Here is a 16503-nt window from a genome sequence, read left to right on the forward strand (position 1 = left end):
CGACGTAATTTGCCAAAATTAAATATCGTGTCGTATAGTAGGGATAGATTCAGAGAATTACTGGAAATGCTCCCAATTACATAAGAAAAAATAAAAGCCCACACCTCACACTTTTTGAATGACTAGTTTGCCGACCGGCATTCAAAAAGTGCCCAAGAGTGAGAGCTTCTACTTTTATACGCATTTTATAGGGATATTATACTCTATCTGCGAAAAAAAGTGAAGAACCTACTCTCTCTTTCCTATTGCCTTTTTGAGGCGTGGCGCGAAACGAGGGAGTTTTTTTATGCTGCCTGCAATTGCTGTGCGCCCGGCCGCTGTCGGGACGCAAGAGGCATTTCGGCTGCTATTTGGCAATCAACTCACCGAGACACCCAAACGCTTCCCAACGGAAGCAACCGGCCGAGCGAAAACGCTAGGATGGGTATTTGTCAGCTCCGATTGCCGAAACATGAAAGCATGCCGAACCTATCAAACGCTTTTGGCCATGAGTGGCCAACATACATACTATACGCGCCGAATACTTTTTACCGGAATGATCGACGCGAGGAAAGCGACGCTCCGGTACTTAAATGCACTTGTCATTGATGTGGACGTAAAGGGAGCGGACAATCCCAATGCAGGGCTTTGTCTGTCCGATCTCCTGGAACGCATCTCAAGCGCCGGTTTGCCATGCCCAACGATGATTGTCCGTACTCCGTCGGGGGGGTATCATGTTTACTTTCTGCTTAATGCACCGCGTAAGGCATACACGAATGTGATCCAGACCTACCGGCGCATTCAGACGGCCATTGCAGCAGCCATCGGAGGGGATCGCAGGCGATTGGGGCCGAACGTTGGTTCCGTTTGCCAACTCCGGAAACGCTTGTTTATGCGTCCGAGCAACGCGTATCGTTCGCAGAGCTGTTGGATTGGGAGTGTATCAACCAGGACGCCATACAAGAGGCTAAACGCGGCTCTATTGTCCAGAAGGGGTTATTGGACCATCCGGCGTGAAAACGCTTCTAGCGGGCGTAGAAGTCGGGAAACGGGATAATACGTGCTATACTCTTGCCCTGGCTTTCAAGCGAGAAGGCTATAGTATGGAGGATGCCGAGGCAGAATTGCAGGAGTGGAACACGCGATTGGACGAGCCAATGCCGCAACGTATTGTATCGCGGAAAGTTAAGAGCGCCTACAAGGGGGATGCTCCGGCCGGGCCTACCGGGGAGTGGATCACCTACCTTTCCGGCGTACCATTTTCCTATGAAGTATGGGAGACGGCCAAGCCAAGAGGCGAACGAAAAACGAGTCATTATAGCGAGTGGGCCGAAGATGTGGAGCGTGTTTTGCAGCAGCTTCCGGATCGGTCTATTACGGATGCGCAGCGCAAGCTTGCGTCTTATTTCGGCATGTCGCTATCTACTTATCAGGCAGTTGTCGCCCTGATGGTTGAGTCCGGCAGAATTACCGTGGAGGTACATGGTAAAGGGCGCGGAGCATCAACTACGTTAAGACTGGTTTCAAGTCCCGAACCGGCTCCAGAAGTGCCAGTTATAATACCGGTTAAAAATGTACCCGATTCCAATACACTTACCCTAGTTGGGGTGGTGGGTGGGGTCCTGCCGCGCTCTTCGGGGCATCGTACTTGTGTGGGGCATCCTTTCTTGGTTCCGTCTTCGGGTCCGCCTGGTTGATCGATTCTCTTTCTTTTTGGTCGGGATACTGTATGGTTCTCGGGTTGGGGGACGTAGCCCAAGCGGAGGCGCGGGAGGCCGCTTTTTTCTGGGACTTCCGCTTTCTGTCAGTTCTTTCCTCCTAACCTGACTAGGAGATACTATCCATTTTCCCCCAATTTTATTCCATCCCGTGTACGATAGTGATATACTCCGCGTATATCCTCTCTGTTAACTCTCCTAGACCATGAGTGTATAACTAAGGCGTTAACTAGACTGTACATGGTGTATGGTTTTAGTTGTTATTCTTCTGATGAGACAACCTTGCTGTGGCTGCGTGCAGGCGTTCTGGTTCCCGCTCGACGGCATTTCCCGACCCCACCTCACAACGTCCGAGGCTGGGGTCGGGAAAACGAGCGGTACCAGAACGCAGATACTTTGGGTGAGGGGAGAAACTTTTTAAATGCAGGAGAGGATACAGGATATGTGAGGAAGGAGGGATTCGGGGGAGAAAGGGATTTAAGTTCAAAGTCGAAAGATAAGATCAAGATCAAAAGCAAAATCTTTGTGGGTAATTCAGAGAAGCAAAGTCAAAACCTTGAAAGCTGTTCGAGGAAGAACAACCTTGTGGGCAATTTCATGGATGCCAATCTTTGTGAGCTGTTCAGGGAAGATGGTTGGTATGCTATCGCATACCTTGATCAAAGTTTGAATGTCTAATCAATGATGCCGTGGGGAGCTGATCGGGGAAGTTTGCAGGCTGATTCAGGATGTATGTTGAAGGGAGATCAAATGAAGAATAGCGGCCTTCCGCTGACGATTTTTGTTGCGTAGTTAGTTGCAAGTCTAGTTGTACCTTGAGCAGCCGGTTTCCAGGAGGCGACACGGACGGATGTGAGCGGGCTTTGGAGCTTTGATATTGATAGCGGGGAGCGTGGTGTGACGCTAGAAACGGTAGCATGGAGGGAGTCGTTTCATGTTAACGAAATACTCGGATTTCAAGGAGAAAGACCTTGAGATTTTACGTTTTGTGTTGAAGCAGGGAATTGTTACGTCTCAACAAATTTTGCGGTACACCGGTGAAACTTCGCTACACAACGTATACAGGCGACTTCGGAAATTGGAAGCGGCAGGGCTTGTGTGGAAGAAAAAATTAACGCTGCGTCTGAATGTGTACTTTCCGAAACGTGAGGCGAGGGATTACTTGGACTATCCGGTTACGGTTGCGAACGATACGTCATTGTACACGGCCGAACACGACCTCATCATCAATGATCTTATCCTGCATCTGAAGGCGTCGGTGAAGGCTGAAGGTTTTGATTACAAGACCGAGCGGGAATACCGTTTTGAGCTGCTGGAAGATACCGAGGGCAAGCAGGAAATGCTTCAAAAATGGAACAAAATTCGGGATACGTTGCCGGATGTAGTGCTGCTGCTTCCGGGGTTTACGATTGCAGTCGAGGCCGAATTGCATACCAAATCGAACGGCCGTTTGCAAAAAAAGATGCATCGATATGCAGCCGAGCTGGTTGCAGGAAAGTATACCGATGTGTGGTATTTTGTCCCGAACCAAACGATAGGTAATGCCCTCAAACGAGCGATTGAGCATGTGGCGCAGGAATGGCGAGCTGTCGGACGCCCGGCGCAAACTCAATCCGGAAAAAACGTGTTTCAGCAGATTCAAGTACGGTCGCTGCCTGCGGAGGTTGTGGGAGAGTGAACCAATGGCTCGTCGGAGCGAGGAGGAATTATTGCTTCCCCAACAGCGGGAGAGTGAAGGTGCAACAACGGTTGGCTATATCGTCATAGCGGTACTGGCATTCGTCCTGCTTATTGTGGGGCTTCCAGCCGTGCTTACGGCGGCGGTACTTTATGGCCTGTTTGTGTTCGTAATAAAGAAACCTTGGATATTGTACGCGATCATGCCGGTGAGCTGCATCGGTCTATTTGTGCTACACGGCGCAGGGGAGTGGGCGTCGATCCTGGGCTTTTTGTCGATTCTGAACATACCCATTCTTACGGAAGCGGCTGAACAGTATTTACATGGGAACGAACCTTTCTCGATAACCGGTTTTAGCTATGCGTCCGCCTTCATTTTCGGCAATCTTTTGGCAGGGGCAGCGCACCCGTTTATTGACTATTACCGAAGCAAAATTGTGAAAACGAAATACGATGCGCTGCGGAAAAAACGCTCTTCGGGAAGCTATCGGTATTTCCGGGCCAAGCGGTTTAAATTGGTGCAGAAGGCGCAGCTCAAATTCCGGAAGTCGAACTCGAAAGAAAATTTTATAGGCTACGACGAGTTTCAAGAGCGCGTTGCGCTAGAGCCTCATGAGCCGAATCAGCATGTGTTTGCGGTAGCGACGACCGGAGGCGGGAAGACCGTCATTATCGGGACGATGGTTGAAAATGCTATACGCCAGGACAAGCCGGTTGTATTTATGGACGGCAAGGGCGAACGGGCATCGATGTTGGAGTTTAAGGAACTTTGCGAACGGTACGGCAAGCGCGTCCATATGTTTACGGATGTGGACGAGATTAGTTTTAACTTTCTGCGGCATGGTTCCGCGACGCAGCTCCGGGACAAAATTATGAATTTGTTTGAATGGTCCGAGCCGTACTACAAGCTCAATTGCTCCCGTTTTTTGCAGCTTGTTCTCAAAATGATGAAAGAATTTAATTTGACGATCGATCTAAAAAATTTGTATGACCTCACCTATCCATCTAAGGTTGCGGCTGTGCTGAACCGGCAATTAGAATTGGCCAAAACGGAAGTTTTCGTAACTGACGAAGGCAATGAAAAAGCCGTCCCCCATCACGACGAACCCAATTTCACATACGAAGATGAACACGAAGTAACAACAGCAGAAGCGACGGCGATTGAAGATGTACCGAATGCGAAGCCGATTTTGGAAGAGCATGAACAAGAGCCGAAAACAGCTTTGTCATTAGAGGAAATCGATGCTTTGCTACAAGGGCAGACCGTTGGGGAACCAGCCGTAGCGCCAACAAACGTGCCTGAATCGGCTGCCTCATTATTTGAGGGGTTAGAACCTGCACCTGTATCAGTCGCTCTTGATATGGAGCCGGAAGCGGAATATGTGCGTGAAGGAGATCCATTGGCGGAAGAACCGTTGCAGGAGGAGCCTGTTTCCGAATCGGAGGAAGAAGGGGAGCCGCCGCGCGATACCGTTCATGTGCAACCGGCCAAAGCAAGCGCTTTATTTACCGGTATGGAAGAAGAAACAGAACAGGAAGCACCTGCGGCCGCGCGTCGATTGGTTTGGGACGAGGCGCTGCGGGCCAGAGTGGAATATTACCGTGAGCGCTTTTTTGGGATAGATGATGAAGAGGAAAGCACCGGGATTCCATTCGACACGCTTATCAGTTTGCGCAATCAGCTTGCGGAACTGATGGAAAGCGATCTTGGGCCATTGTTCGAGGAAACCGGCGAAGGAATTGACTTGAAAGAAATTACGGACCGAAACGAGGTTGCTATTTTCTCGTTATCCGGGAACAAGTACCGGGACTATATCAAGACGCTTGGGCGGCTTGTTATATCCGAAGTGAACACGCTTGTCGATTACCGGCAGAAGGAAGGCAAAAAGTCGATCATGTCCGTCTACGACGAATTTTCGGCCTATGTCTCCCATGAGGTTGTAGACGTGATCAACAAGAGCCGGTCGGCTGGGTTTGAATGCCTTATATCGGTGCAGGGCTTATCTGACATCGACGCCGTTGATCCGGTGTTGACGCGGCAGATCATCAACAACTGCAATACGTATTTCGTCGGTCGCGTCAACGAAAGTGAGGATGCGTCCACGCTTGCCGCCACGCTCGGCACCTATGAGGACGGCGACATTACAAAGCAAGTCCAGAAAACAGCCGTCAAGCTTCGGATGGAATCGGAAATGGGGACGATTCGTAGCGTGCAGCGGTTCCGGGCGCATCCGGACGAAATCAAGACGCTGGCGACCGGCGAGGTATTTTTAGCACGGAAGACCATTGAGAAAAACGGGGAGCCGTATGTAGCCCGCGTTTACGTGCGAAATGCGCTGGATACAACCGGCATTCCTGCGAGAAAGGAGCAGCAGTATGCCTAAAAGTTTAGCCAAACTGAAAGCAGCGTCTGATGCGCCGCAGCGGGAAAAAGGAGCGATCCTTCGACAATTCAAAAGTTGGATGCGTAAGGAGAAGCCCGAGAAGCGGCGGGCTTACCGGCCGCGCGGTTATATGACGCGGAAAATTGGAGCTGCCGCATTTTGGCTCGCCTTTGCCTTTATGTTCCTGGTTGTGTTTTTCTCGGCCATTCAACGAACGATCCGGCAGACGCCCAAACGCGAAATGAAGGAGCCGAGTTGACGCTAAACCCGGCTACGACAACGACGGCCGTCCAATATGCCGAAAATTTTGCCAAGGAGTATTTTACGTGGAAGCCTGGCGACGAGGCGACTCAAGACCGGAAAAAGCGTCTGACTCCGTTTCTGGCGAAAGGGCTTGATGCGCAAGCTGGCCTGCAAACCTCCGGCCTGAAAACAACTTCGACCTTCCTGAAGGCCGAAATCAAGCACATTAAAGAAATGGGGCCGAACCGGGCGTATGTGACCTTGGAAGTGTTCTATAAGCTTGGTCTGCCGAAAGAAGTTGAGCAGCCCCCGGCGTCGCCACCGTCCGGAACGGATACTGCAAATGGGGATACGGCCCAAGCCGGACAAACTCCACCACCGGAAAACACGGCGCAGCCTCCAACGAAGACGATTCAATACGAGCCAAAAGAAGTCAGCAAATTTTTCGTTGTGCCGGTTGGTTACGACCAAAATTACGGCATCTACGACTTGCCGAAATTCACGTACATTGATCGGCAAACGACGATGGAGGCAGATGATCAGGCCAAGGGGTTGCGAGCTGCGGATGAACCGTATGAAGTCAAAGAAAATATCCGGAATTTCCTGGATACGTTTTTTAGCTCCTTTGCCGCCGATCCGAAGGACAAGCTAGGCTATTTGTTGTCCGATCCAGAGCATCAGAACGGGTTAAATGGAGCCTTACATTTTGTCAGTGTCACATCGTCCGAGATTTATCAATCGGCGAGAGTCAGACAAAACCGGCCGGTGCTGCTCCGAAGGAAGGGGAAGCGAACGGATCGCAGCAAGCCGGAACAGAGGCGTCCCCAGCGGCCGGGGAAGTGACTGGCGCAACGGCGGCAACGTCAACGCCGGTTACGCGAACGTATATCGTGTTGTGCAGCGTAACCTACGAAGACCCGGTTTCCAAAGATCGTTTTATGAGCAACTACCGGCTGACCGTAACCGAAAAGGAAGGCCGATATATCGTAACCAAAATGGATGAAAAATAGGAGGGATCGGCTATGGATTTCAAAAGCTTGTTGGATTGGGGTTCGGAACAAGGCGGGTATCTCATATTGTTCGCCGGGATTATATTCGTTCTTATCCTGGCGTTCCGTCGACATTTCATCGGGGCGATTGGTACATTTGTCATTTTGATCATCGGGTATGCGGTCGTCAAGAATCCGACGATACTTGGCAACATTTCCGAGTTCTTCACCGAGAAGATCGGCCTGAAAAAGTGAAGGAGGGCCAGCGATGGAACAACAGCGAAAAGAGCTGTGGGCCTTAAACGATTTTTTGAAGTTTGAACGCAGGCTGTATCAGTTCGCAGGATTGAAGTTTGGCCGAGAGATTAAAATTAAGGCCGTTTTATACTGGTTGTCGTTTTCCGCAATTGAGTTCGTGTGGTATTGGATTCCGATTCTGAATTTCCCCCTGCGGCTGCTTCCGGAATCGATCCTGTTTGCTTTACCGTTTGCAGCAACGTATCTGCTTATGGACGTCGGAACAGAAAACCGGCCACCTATCAAATTTCTAAAAAGCGCCGCGGCTTACCACTGGCGTAAAGGGAAACGCGTGACCTACTACAAAGGCAAGGAGCTGGAGCAATCCAAGACATACGGGTTCGGCGGCCAATTGGCCGCCAAGGACTTACCCGTCGCCAAGAAAAAGCCCAATCCGAGCTATCAATTTCGAGGTTACTTTACAGTAGACGATTGAAAGGTGGGTGAATGTGCATGAAGGTATTTACGGACTTTCCGGTGCGTCATATTGAAGGCAATTTGGCGTTTGGCAGGGACGGCAGCGTATGGGCCTATTATCAAGTGGAGGGGTTCGGCTACGATTTTCGAGATACCATGCAGAAGATCCATCCGTACAATCGGCAGCTCTCTTTCTACGTTGAAAATGTGCATGACCTGCATTTCCTGATGATACCGTCACTGACGGACGTTTCCGGGATCATTGACGAGACGATAGAGGAGATCAGCCGCAAGGACTATGCGCTAAAGGAGAACGGGATTCGTTATTTTCAAAGTTTGAAACGAACGCTCGCCGCGCAGCGTTCGTCCCGAGAGACAAATGAATACCATTCCTATATTGGGGTGCAGCTTGATCCGAGAAAAAACGAAATGCGCAAAATCGGCAATTTGGGTTTGGCAGCGGTGACAACGCTAAAAGACTTAGTTGCCGGATTTACTTCTCCCGTTTACCGAGCTGTGGGCCTGGAACCCAACGACATCCTCAAACGGGATATTGAGCAATGGAGGCGGCAGGCCGATGGCTTAAGGGAAACGCTCGGCCAATCGATGTCGTCGCTCGTGCGGGCGCTGACAAAGGAAGAAACGGTTTTTTTAATCGAACAGAACTTTAGCGTCACACATAACGATACCCGGCTGCGAAAGGGATATGAAACCGGCATGGACGTAACCGGGATCGAGGATAGCGGCCGGGTTCATGAGGCACGGCGCGGCAATTCCAAAGCGTTCTACGAGCTGCAAAATGCGGAAATCGAGGAATACGACCAAAAGACGCTCAAGCTCTATAAGATGGTTGGGGAAGAGATCGAAGAAAATTATGTGCAATACCTGGTTGCCGATAAAATCAGCCCGCGCAGCTTGCATCCGGGATCAGAATGGATGCTTCACTTGCAAAACAGGCTGCGCTTCCCGGTATCCGTGTCGATTAAAGCAAGCTTCATGCGCAACGATCAAATTATTAAGCAGCTCTCCGATGTGCGCTTGGCCTATGAAGATCAGCGAATAGAAGCAGCCAAGGGCGGCAGCGAAGTTGACCTGAAGGTATCCAAGTCGGAGAGCGGCGCAATTCAGATGGAGGCGCGGTTCCAAGAAACAGGCTATCCGGCGTATGTCTGCTCGTTCGTTTTCAAGGTGACGGCCAAAGACCCCGACGAGCTGCGCGTCCGGGTAGACGAATTGAAACGCGAGATGAACCAATTCGGCATGCACTTGCTGTCGCCATATGGGGAAATGATTTCGTATTTTATGGAGTTCATTCCAACTTCGCCGCGCTACAATGCTGACTATTTGCAATATGTTGAGCCGACGAAGCTCGCAGGAATGATGTTTGCGGCCACGACGAATATAGGCGACAACCGCGGATTTTATATCGGCCAAACGCTTAAACTCAACCGGCCAGTATTCATCAAGCCGGACTTGGCCGCAAAGGCATTTGAAGGCGTCCAGAACGTTGTCGATTCATTAGCCGTCATGATTGCCGGAATGACCGGCAAAGGCAAATCGTTCTTAATCAACCTGTTTGCATACTTGTCCGTCTTGAGCGGATCGCTTGCGCTGATTGTAGACCCGAAAGGCGACCGGAAACGTTGGGCCGAGGGGTTGCCGTTTATTCCTCCGGAATTTATATCGGTGTGGACACTAGGAGCCGACGAGCGCGATGCGGGTTGCCTTGATCCTTTCCGGACAAGCGTTTCGACTTCCGAGGCCAAAGATATTGCAATGGACATTCTCTCGTTCCTGTGCGACAAGCACCTGGGCGATGTTGGCTTTACGCAGCTCAGTGAGGCTATCGAGCATGAGGGGGAGCAAGACGACCCGTGCTTGGGCGGACTGCGGGATTACTTGAAAGCACGGTTGCCACAGGAGACGACGGATCGCCGCCGCGAATCGTGCATGGAGCTGATCGAGACGCTGGAGACGTTAGGCCGTTTGCAAATTTCGCGGCTGCTGTTTGGCGAGAAGGGGCAGCGCTATCGCGTCCTGGAAGTGAGCAAGCCGCTGCAAGTGTTAATGGTGCAAAACTTGCAGCTCCCGAAAAACGATAAGGACCGGGGCAAAATCCGGCCAATTGAAAAGATTTCCGAAGCGATCTTGATTTCGATTGCGGCCTTTACGAAGCAGTACATGTTCAATCAGGACCGGCACATTCATAAAATAGTGGTGCAGGATGAGGCGAAAACGGTAGAGCGATCCGCAGAGGGTAAATCCCAACTCGACTTTATTACGCGTATGGGACGGCACTATAATACAACGCTGATGAAAGGAACGCAGAACGCCAGTGATTACGACGAGGACGTGGCCAATATGGGGATGAAGTTCTCGTTTGCGCTCAAAAAGTACGATGAATCTTTGGAAATGTTGCGTTACTTCAATCTGCCGGACACTCCGGCCAATGCGGAATACCTGAACAGTTTAGATCGGGGAACGGCGCTGTTCCAGGACATTTACGGCCGGACGGCGGCGATTCGCATTCATCCGGTTTATAAGGAAATCGAGGAAGCGTTCGACAGCTCCACGGCGACCGAAGAGGAAAGGACCTACGAACGCCAAAGGCAGGAACGCATCCGGACGGGAGTGTGAGACAAATGCGAAAAGGACTATTTATAGGAATGCTGATCGGGGCGCTGCTGCTGTTGGCCGCATGCGGATCATCCAGCGGCGGCAAGCCATCGGCCGATGTAAAAGCAGCGGATGACCTAGCTTTACAATATGTTCAAGCGTCAGTCGATGGAGATGACGAGCTTTTCCGGAAAATTCTCTCTCCAGAAGAACCGCACTATCAGATTTTAGAGAAAGATAAGCATACATTTCCTGGAAGGTTTAAAGAGATTGGAGAACGTTACAGTATTTATCGGTTTGAAAAGGAACCAGGCGAAAAAGGAGTGTTACATTATGAAGTGATTTATTATTTACCAAACCATAATGGAAACGCTAAAGACTTCCTGGAAATGAAGAAAGAAAAGGGCGAGTGGAAAATACGTGAATTAAAAGCCGAGGAAGCAGAACAAAAAGTCGAGAACCCGAAGGATGGTGTTTACATTCACAAATATGTAAAAGAAGGTGAGGGCTGATGAAACGGCTGCGGCCCCTCTTGGTATTGATGGTACTGTTCCTCTTATTGCCGGTAACGGCGGCGGGTGCAGCAACCGGAAACACTGGTACGGGCATATCTGATAATTTGTTTGATACCAAACATGAGGTGACTAGCGACGGTTCCAAGGCATATTACCAAATCGATGTAACAAGCAAGCAACCGGGTGAAGACGACGACGGTGGAGGTTTTAAAAACCCATTCAAGACCATCGGAAGTTGGATTTCCGGCGATGCCATTAAGGATACGGTGCTGGCTCAGTTCTATGAGGGCATGAATTTCGTTGTTAACATTTTGTTCAAGGTCAATGTGTACATGACGAACATGATGCTCACGGTCCTGAACTACGCCTACCATTTCGATGTGATCAACCGAATCATCGAACAGATCGAAGGTGTCGTTCAAAAAATTACCGGTATCTCTAATTTTCATTTTGAACAATACGGTCTTTACGGTGATTTTCTTATCGCCATAGGTGTAAGCGTAGGCTTGGTGTTCGTCTATAAATATTTCTTTCGACAGGCGCAGCTTGAGGCAACCGGCAACGTCGCAAAAAGCGTTCTTATTTTAATGGCGGCACTGTTATTTTTTACGAACTATGGCACGGTTCTGAAAGGTGCGAACAATATTACAACCGAACTGACGGGTCATGTAATCGGTGCGTCTTCCGGTTTGTTTGAAGGGAAGGAAGGTGATTCGACCCGTGGCCTTGGCGAAAACATGTGGGATCTGTTCGTCCATCGGCCTTATCTCTATATGCAGTACGGCAATGATGACGAAAGCGCAGTCGGAAAGGATCGGGTCAATGCGCTGCTCAAGCTATCTCCAGGAGAGAATAGGCAAAAATATGTTGAGCGAACAGAGATAAACGAACGTTCTAACATGATGATGACCTATTCAATGGTTCCGGATAGGTTGGTGTTTACCGTCCTGTATACGATTGTCAACGGCATTACGTCGATACCAATTTTCGCTTTAGCATTGCTGCTCATTCTATTCCAATTTTGGTTTTTGACGATTGCGGTTGCTGCGCCGTTCTATATGGTGATTGCCGCGTTTCCGGGCGGGGGAGGCGTATTCCGCCGATATACCGAGGAACTGGCGTTGCCGCTGCTGTTGAAAATCGCGGTATCCGTCATTGCTTTAGTCGTCTTCACCATGTCGGCCATCGTATATGAAGTCAGCAATTCGGACAGCATCGGCTATTTCGCAACGGCGTTTGTAGAATTTATTGTACTGCTGCTTATCTTTGTACTGCGCAAGCGGTTCATGCGGATTTTGATGGAGGGTAACAGTCTAATCCGCAGCGTAGCTCATGAGGTATCGAACTTTGACCATCATGTGAGTAATACCGCCCGCGAAATGAAACGTAAAGCGACCAAGGCGGCTGCGCAAGCGGCGGGCGCAGCGGTGGCCGGTCCGGAAGGGGCGGCGGTGGCCGGTGCTGCCGCAGATGGAGCGATGGGCGACGATAACAAAAGCGAACCGCTTGAAAACGTATCGATGCACGATGATGAAGGTAAAGAAAAGGACGAAACGGTATACGCCGATGCAGAAATTGTTTCACCCGGATCGCAAGTCGTGCCGCATAGCAAGCAAGCGGATCGCGACCCCGATATTATCGATATGCCGCTCACTCGTTTATCTGACGCAGGGTCGTGGCATCCTGGCGGTCAGTCAGCGGCAGCAGAGGCGGCAGCGGCAAGCGAACTGCCGGGTACCGGAGAAGCTTTGCCGATGTTGATGACTTCGGCAGGGGCGGGAGGCAGCAGAAATCCTTCTCGCTATCGTCTATCTAAGGGCGGTACGGGCAGGGCGGCAATGACTGCGCGGCGCGGACAAGCCGTACCCGGTAGGAATTATGCTCACACCCGGACTGCGTCTAACACGCCGATAGCGCCGGATGGGATCACTACACCCGATTTGACAGCAAGTGAGGCGGTTCACCGAGAGCAGGGTCGTGCCGCCCTGCCTAATACAAGTCTTTCTTCAACCATGATGGACAAGCCAAGGGAGCAAGTGGCGACGCCGCCGCAACCCATGAATGCATCGGCGCCAGTTCATGAGACAATACAGCAACCGGCGCAGCAGGAGGGGAGAACCGTACCTTCGGCCGTTCCTGAATATGTCCAAGCTGTTCCACATGGAACGAGAACGGCAGCGCCAGAGGTCGTTTCATTAGACTCCCGACGTCAGGGAGGGGAGCGTAGAAGGCATGCCAAATCCGAGGCCCGTTCCGATTCGTTCCGGACGGCGCGAGGATCAGCCATATTGGAATCATTGGAGATGCCGTTCGTTTCGCATGAAGCAGCTCCGGTGACTTCACAGGATAACCTTATCCCCCGAACCGGGGCGACGGAACTGCCCTCGAAGAATGCCTCCTTAGAGGAGGACGAAGGGGAGCGTGAGAGCTAATGGCGCGTTCCCCACAGCTCCCGGATCGGGCTAAAACATGGTTCAGTATTATCATTGGTCTGCTACTGATCGCGCTTTTTATCGGATCATTTTTTTCCGGAAGACGCGCCGCGCAGCCGAAAGAAACCAAACCGGCTAAGGTCCATGAACAACAAGGAGACGTACACCAGTACGAGGCTCAGCCGGAGCCAGAGGAAACGACAAGCAAAACACCACCTATTACCGAGGAAGCAGTAAGTAGCGCACAGACCGTTCTTCCGGATTTCCTGAAAGCGTATGTGCCGTTCGATAGCAAACAGCCGGACGCTTACGTGGATCGCTCCAAACCGTATATTACCGATTCCTTTTACAAGCAGCTTTCATCGTTTCAGCGGCGGGGAACGCTCTCTCGCGCGAAGACCGATTATGTCACAGCCGAATGGACACCGGCCGAGCTGAAAGCAGACGAGCAATGGTACAACGTGGATGTAACGGTGACCCATACCGACATAAACGGTAAGAGTGAAGATGGCTTGCTGCTTTATGTGGTGTTGCTCAAACGGGTTGATGGGAAATGGAAGGTTGATGATGTCGGCATTCGTCCGGGATCGGGGGCGATTCCGGAATGAAAAAATGGGGATGGCTGATCGCAGCAATTCCGATCCTGCTCGTTGTGGCCTTATGCGGGATGTTTCTTTTTCCGCTGTTGTTCATGGGCGGGGGAAGTATCGGATACGGCTTTTTAGGAGGGTCAATCTCGCCGGTTGGGGAACGTGAAATACCGGCCGAATATATTCCAGTCTATAAAGAGGCGGAAGCCAGGTACGGAGTTCCTTGGAATTTGTTGGCCGCGCATCATCGCGTCGAGACGGTATTTTCTACGCTTCAGCCTATGATTTCGAGCGTCGGAGCAGAGGGACATATGCAGTTTATGCCGTGTACGTGGGTAGGTTGGTCGCATCCATCTTGCTACGGTGCCGGGCGGGGGAGTTTTACCGAAGAAGAAAAAACGAACTTGGCCATGATCGCCCGGTACGCCGGGTATGGTGTGGATGCAGACCGTGACGGCCGGGCGAGTATGTGGAGCCTGCAAGACTCCATCTTTTCCGCCGCGAACTATCTAGCCAAAAACGGCGCGTCGACCGGCAACCTGGAACGTGCCATTTTTGCCTACAATCACAGTCAGGATTATGTAGCGGAAGTGATGATGTATGCAAGACTCTACGTGACCGAAGGATTTATTCCGATTGAAGTGATTGAACCATCCGAAAGCGGCTTTGCACGGCCGGTTTCCGGTGAAGTCACATCCGGTTTCGGTATCCGGATCGATCCAGTGACCGGCAAGCCGGGCGCATCTCATGAGGGCATCGATTTTGCTTGTCAGGCCGGGCAACGTATTCCGGCGTCCAAAGCCGGAAAGGTTGTGTTTGCCGGTTGGCAGGACGCAAATGATCATAGTAAAGGCTACGGCTTATTTGTTTGGGTAGACCACGGCGGCGGCTTTAAGACTACGTATGCGCATATGTCACAGACGACCGTTCAGGTCGGGGATGTCATTCAGGCAGGGGATGTGGTCGGCGTGTGCGGTTCCACGGGCAAAAGCACCGGCTTGCATTTGCACTTTGAAATCTTTGTTAATGGTCGGCGCGTCGATCCGTCTCCATTTATCGGTTTGTAATGTTCGGGATTTTTAGTCGAATGGATCTCCTGCAGCCGACTTGAAGCGCGTGGATCTCGCTGGAAAAACGAACGATCGGAGCTGCTATGCCGGCCAAAAAATCGGTTAAAAACGAACAATCTGTTGGGGTATGAAAAGAGGAGCCGAGAGTAACGAAGGCAAGCGTTTATAAGAAGCAGCAAGGCGATAAATAAAACGAAGGCAGCTCCGGACATTTCTGCCCGGAGCTGCCTTCGACCGATGCTTTCGGATTATGGATTTAGTATACCCAAAATGAGGAGAACTGTCTATGTATTTATGAGAGGGGGCTCTTTCTTGTTTTATGGATATCGGTTTGACTTCCATATTCCTACAAACTGTAACATTATTCGCCCGTATGTTATTTTAGAAACAGAGTAGTTCTAAAAAAGAGGGTGAATGAATTGAGTGATATCGTAAAAAATCAGCATTATATACCACAGAGTGTATTGAAGCACTTTTCTTCTAATGAAAAGGTCTTTGAAGCCTTGGTCGATAAAAATAAAGAGCCGTATCAGACTCATTATCGTAATTCCATGTCGGAGCGTTTTGCGTATGAACATCCATACCTGGCTCGAAATCAATTAGAGAAATTTTTTCAGGAAGTCGAAGCCGATTATGGTCCTGCGATCATCGAGGCTTTGCGCTTAATTACGCTTTATGAAGAAAGCGGAGGCATGATCGATCCTATTAAAAAGCATGTACAAGCATATCTAAGTGCAATCATCATCTATTACTATAGGAGCGGTGCGTTACTGCATGAGTTCGCGCACGAAACCTCGAAAAAAGAAATCCGTGTCTCGCTGCTACTGGATAAATTAGTGAACACGAGTTATATCAATAATTTGGGTAACAGCATTAAGGAATTTTACGAATTTGCAATTATCAAAAGCGAGCAGAGCCACTTTTTGATTAGCGACCAGTATATTTCCACCGTAGCTTTACGGATTAAAAGTAGATTTGGCAATATCAGCAACAGGCACTTGGGTCTGAAGGATGTAATGATCTTAGTTCCGTTATCCAGTCAGTACTATATTGTTTTTTATCACGGGCGCAAACCTGGGTATATTCAGCCCCAAACGATGAACACGCTCACCGCAGAACAAGTGAAGGAGATAAATAGGATTATAATCAACAATTCGTATAAAAAATGCGTGGGAAACGAAAAATCCGCGTTACTAGAAGCGTTACCTCATTTTGAATGGAGTTCTCCTTCGGCCACTTACATAGGATATAATTCTGGCAGAGTAAGCGGATCAACGTTGAAAAAGGAAATATTCTTTTATGAACGGGATAAAAGGGCTTGGGAGTTATTTACCGGACCAACCCATTACAGAGATTATAACGAATTAGGACGAAATGATATTTGCGGCTGCGGCAGCGGGAAAAAATTTAAAGTCTGCTGTTATGACGATTATGAAGAAGTTAAGCGAATATGGCGGACAATCAGCGACAAGCACCTTGCAGAAAGAGTTAGTGTACATCCATCTGCTCAAGTTGAGCAAAGTATTTTTTCATTCTAAGCTTGTATGGTCGATATCAAAAAGCATGCTTTTTGATA

General features: G+C 50.0%; 16 protein-coding genes. All 16 read left to right on the plus strand.

Annotated features, from left to right (window positions below; genetic code table 11):
• Positions 1-286 precede the first annotated feature (286 nt).
• The 16 genes from B9D94_RS01150 (at position 287) to B9D94_RS01215 (ending at position 16465) form a co-directional block, all read left to right on the plus strand.
• The gene (locus B9D94_RS01150; RefSeq protein ID WP_148246222.1) at positions 287-1036 is read left to right on the plus strand and encodes a bifunctional DNA primase/polymerase; all 750 of its coding nucleotides are present in this window, start codon (positions 287-289) and stop codon (positions 1034-1036) included.
• Positions 993-1676 carry a primase C-terminal domain-containing protein gene (locus B9D94_RS01155; RefSeq protein ID WP_172963877.1) on the plus strand — a complete coding sequence of 228 codons (684 nt, stop codon included), beginning with the start codon at positions 993-995 and terminating at the stop codon, positions 1674-1676. Before B9D94_RS01150 ends, B9D94_RS01155 begins: the two co-directional genes overlap by 44 nt.
• A gap of 303 nt (positions 1677-1979) precedes the next feature.
• Positions 1980-2375, plus strand: coding sequence for a hypothetical protein (locus B9D94_RS01160; protein ID WP_172963878.1), 396 nt, complete (start codon positions 1980-1982; stop codon positions 2373-2375).
• 256 nt (positions 2376-2631) lie between these two features.
• On the plus strand, positions 2632-3375 hold the full coding sequence (locus tag B9D94_RS30820) for a hypothetical protein (protein ID WP_172963879.1): 744 nt from the start codon (positions 2632-2634) through the stop codon (positions 3373-3375).
• 4 nt (positions 3376-3379) lie between these two features.
• The gene (locus B9D94_RS01165) at positions 3380-5758 is read left to right on the plus strand and encodes a TraM recognition domain-containing protein (protein WP_172963880.1); all 2379 of its coding nucleotides are present in this window, start codon (positions 3380-3382) and stop codon (positions 5756-5758) included.
• Positions 5751-6017, plus strand: coding sequence for a hypothetical protein (locus B9D94_RS01170; protein WP_148246230.1), 267 nt, complete (start codon positions 5751-5753; stop codon positions 6015-6017). Before B9D94_RS01165 ends, B9D94_RS01170 begins: the two co-directional genes overlap by 8 nt.
• Positions 6014-6844: a conjugal transfer protein gene (locus B9D94_RS01175; protein WP_172963881.1), complete on the plus strand. Its 831-nt coding sequence runs from the start codon at positions 6014-6016 to the stop codon at positions 6842-6844. Before B9D94_RS01170 ends, B9D94_RS01175 begins: the two co-directional genes overlap by 4 nt.
• Positions 6841-7011 carry a hypothetical protein gene (locus B9D94_RS30825; RefSeq protein WP_172963882.1) on the plus strand — a complete coding sequence of 57 codons (171 nt, stop codon included), beginning with the start codon at positions 6841-6843 and terminating at the stop codon, positions 7009-7011. The genes B9D94_RS01175 and B9D94_RS30825 overlap by 4 nt, the downstream gene beginning before the upstream one ends.
• A gap of 12 nt (positions 7012-7023) precedes the next feature.
• Entirely contained in the window at positions 7024-7245 is a 222-nt protein-coding gene (locus B9D94_RS01180) for a hypothetical protein (protein ID WP_148246233.1), read from the plus strand.
• A gap of 13 nt (positions 7246-7258) precedes the next feature.
• Positions 7259-7723 carry a hypothetical protein gene (locus B9D94_RS01185; protein WP_148246235.1) on the plus strand — a complete coding sequence of 155 codons (465 nt, stop codon included), beginning with the start codon at positions 7259-7261 and terminating at the stop codon, positions 7721-7723.
• Between the two features lie 17 nt (positions 7724-7740).
• A complete protein-coding gene (locus B9D94_RS01190; RefSeq protein ID WP_148246238.1) occupies positions 7741-10341 on the plus strand; it encodes an ATP-binding protein in 2601 nt (866 codons plus the stop codon).
• A 5-nt stretch (positions 10342-10346) separates the two neighbouring features.
• A complete protein-coding gene (locus tag B9D94_RS01195) occupies positions 10347-10832 on the plus strand; it encodes a hypothetical protein (RefSeq protein ID WP_148246240.1) in 486 nt (161 codons plus the stop codon).
• Positions 10832-13267 (plus strand): CD3337/EF1877 family mobilome membrane protein, encoded by a 2436-nt coding sequence (locus B9D94_RS01200; RefSeq protein ID WP_148246242.1) that lies wholly within the window; start codon positions 10832-10834, stop codon positions 13265-13267. Before B9D94_RS01195 ends, B9D94_RS01200 begins: the two co-directional genes overlap by 1 nt.
• Positions 13267-13875, plus strand: a complete 609-nt coding sequence (locus B9D94_RS01205; RefSeq protein ID WP_148246244.1) for a YqhG/Tai3 family protein — start codon at positions 13267-13269, stop codon at positions 13873-13875. The genes B9D94_RS01200 and B9D94_RS01205 overlap by 1 nt, the downstream gene beginning before the upstream one ends.
• Positions 13872-14924, plus strand: coding sequence for a peptidoglycan DD-metalloendopeptidase family protein (locus tag B9D94_RS31860; RefSeq protein ID WP_148246246.1), 1053 nt, complete (start codon positions 13872-13874; stop codon positions 14922-14924). The genes B9D94_RS01205 and B9D94_RS31860 overlap by 4 nt, the downstream gene beginning before the upstream one ends.
• Before the next feature lie 422 nt (positions 14925-15346).
• Positions 15347-16465, plus strand: coding sequence for a DUF4238 domain-containing protein (locus B9D94_RS01215; protein WP_172963883.1), 1119 nt, complete (start codon positions 15347-15349; stop codon positions 16463-16465).
• The last annotated feature ends 38 nt before the right edge of the window (positions 16466-16503 follow it).

The organism is Paenibacillus sp. Cedars, assembly GCF_003184205.1.
Taxonomy (GTDB): domain Bacteria; phylum Bacillota; class Bacilli; order Paenibacillales; family Paenibacillaceae; genus Paenibacillus_AQ; species Paenibacillus_AQ glucanolyticus.

Bases quoted from the DNA above. Each gene is read 5' to 3' on its own strand.
- B9D94_RS01185 (WP_148246235.1), top strand. From the start codon at position 7,259: ATGGAACAACAGCGAAAAGAGCTGTGGGCCTTAAACGATTTTTTGAAG.
- B9D94_RS01205 (WP_148246244.1), top strand. From the start codon at position 13,267: ATGGCGCGTTCCCCACAGCTCCCGGATCGGGCTAAAACATGGTTCAGT.
- B9D94_RS30820 (WP_172963879.1), top strand. From the start codon at position 2,632: ATGTTAACGAAATACTCGGATTTCAAGGAGAAAGACCTTGAGATTTTA.
- B9D94_RS01165 (WP_172963880.1), top strand. From the start codon at position 3,380: ATGGCTCGTCGGAGCGAGGAGGAATTATTGCTTCCCCAACAGCGGGAG.
- B9D94_RS01195 (WP_148246240.1), top strand. From the start codon at position 10,347: ATGCGAAAAGGACTATTTATAGGAATGCTGATCGGGGCGCTGCTGCTG.
- B9D94_RS01170 (WP_148246230.1), top strand. From the start codon at position 5,751: ATGCCTAAAAGTTTAGCCAAACTGAAAGCAGCGTCTGATGCGCCGCAG.
- B9D94_RS01200 (WP_148246242.1), top strand. From the start codon at position 10,832: ATGAAACGGCTGCGGCCCCTCTTGGTATTGATGGTACTGTTCCTCTTA.
- B9D94_RS01150 (WP_148246222.1), top strand. From the start codon at position 287: ATGCTGCCTGCAATTGCTGTGCGCCCGGCCGCTGTCGGGACGCAAGAG.
- B9D94_RS01180 (WP_148246233.1), top strand. From the start codon at position 7,024: ATGGATTTCAAAAGCTTGTTGGATTGGGGTTCGGAACAAGGCGGGTAT.
- B9D94_RS01190 (WP_148246238.1), top strand. From the start codon at position 7,741: ATGAAGGTATTTACGGACTTTCCGGTGCGTCATATTGAAGGCAATTTG.
- B9D94_RS31860 (WP_148246246.1), top strand. From the start codon at position 13,872: ATGAAAAAATGGGGATGGCTGATCGCAGCAATTCCGATCCTGCTCGTT.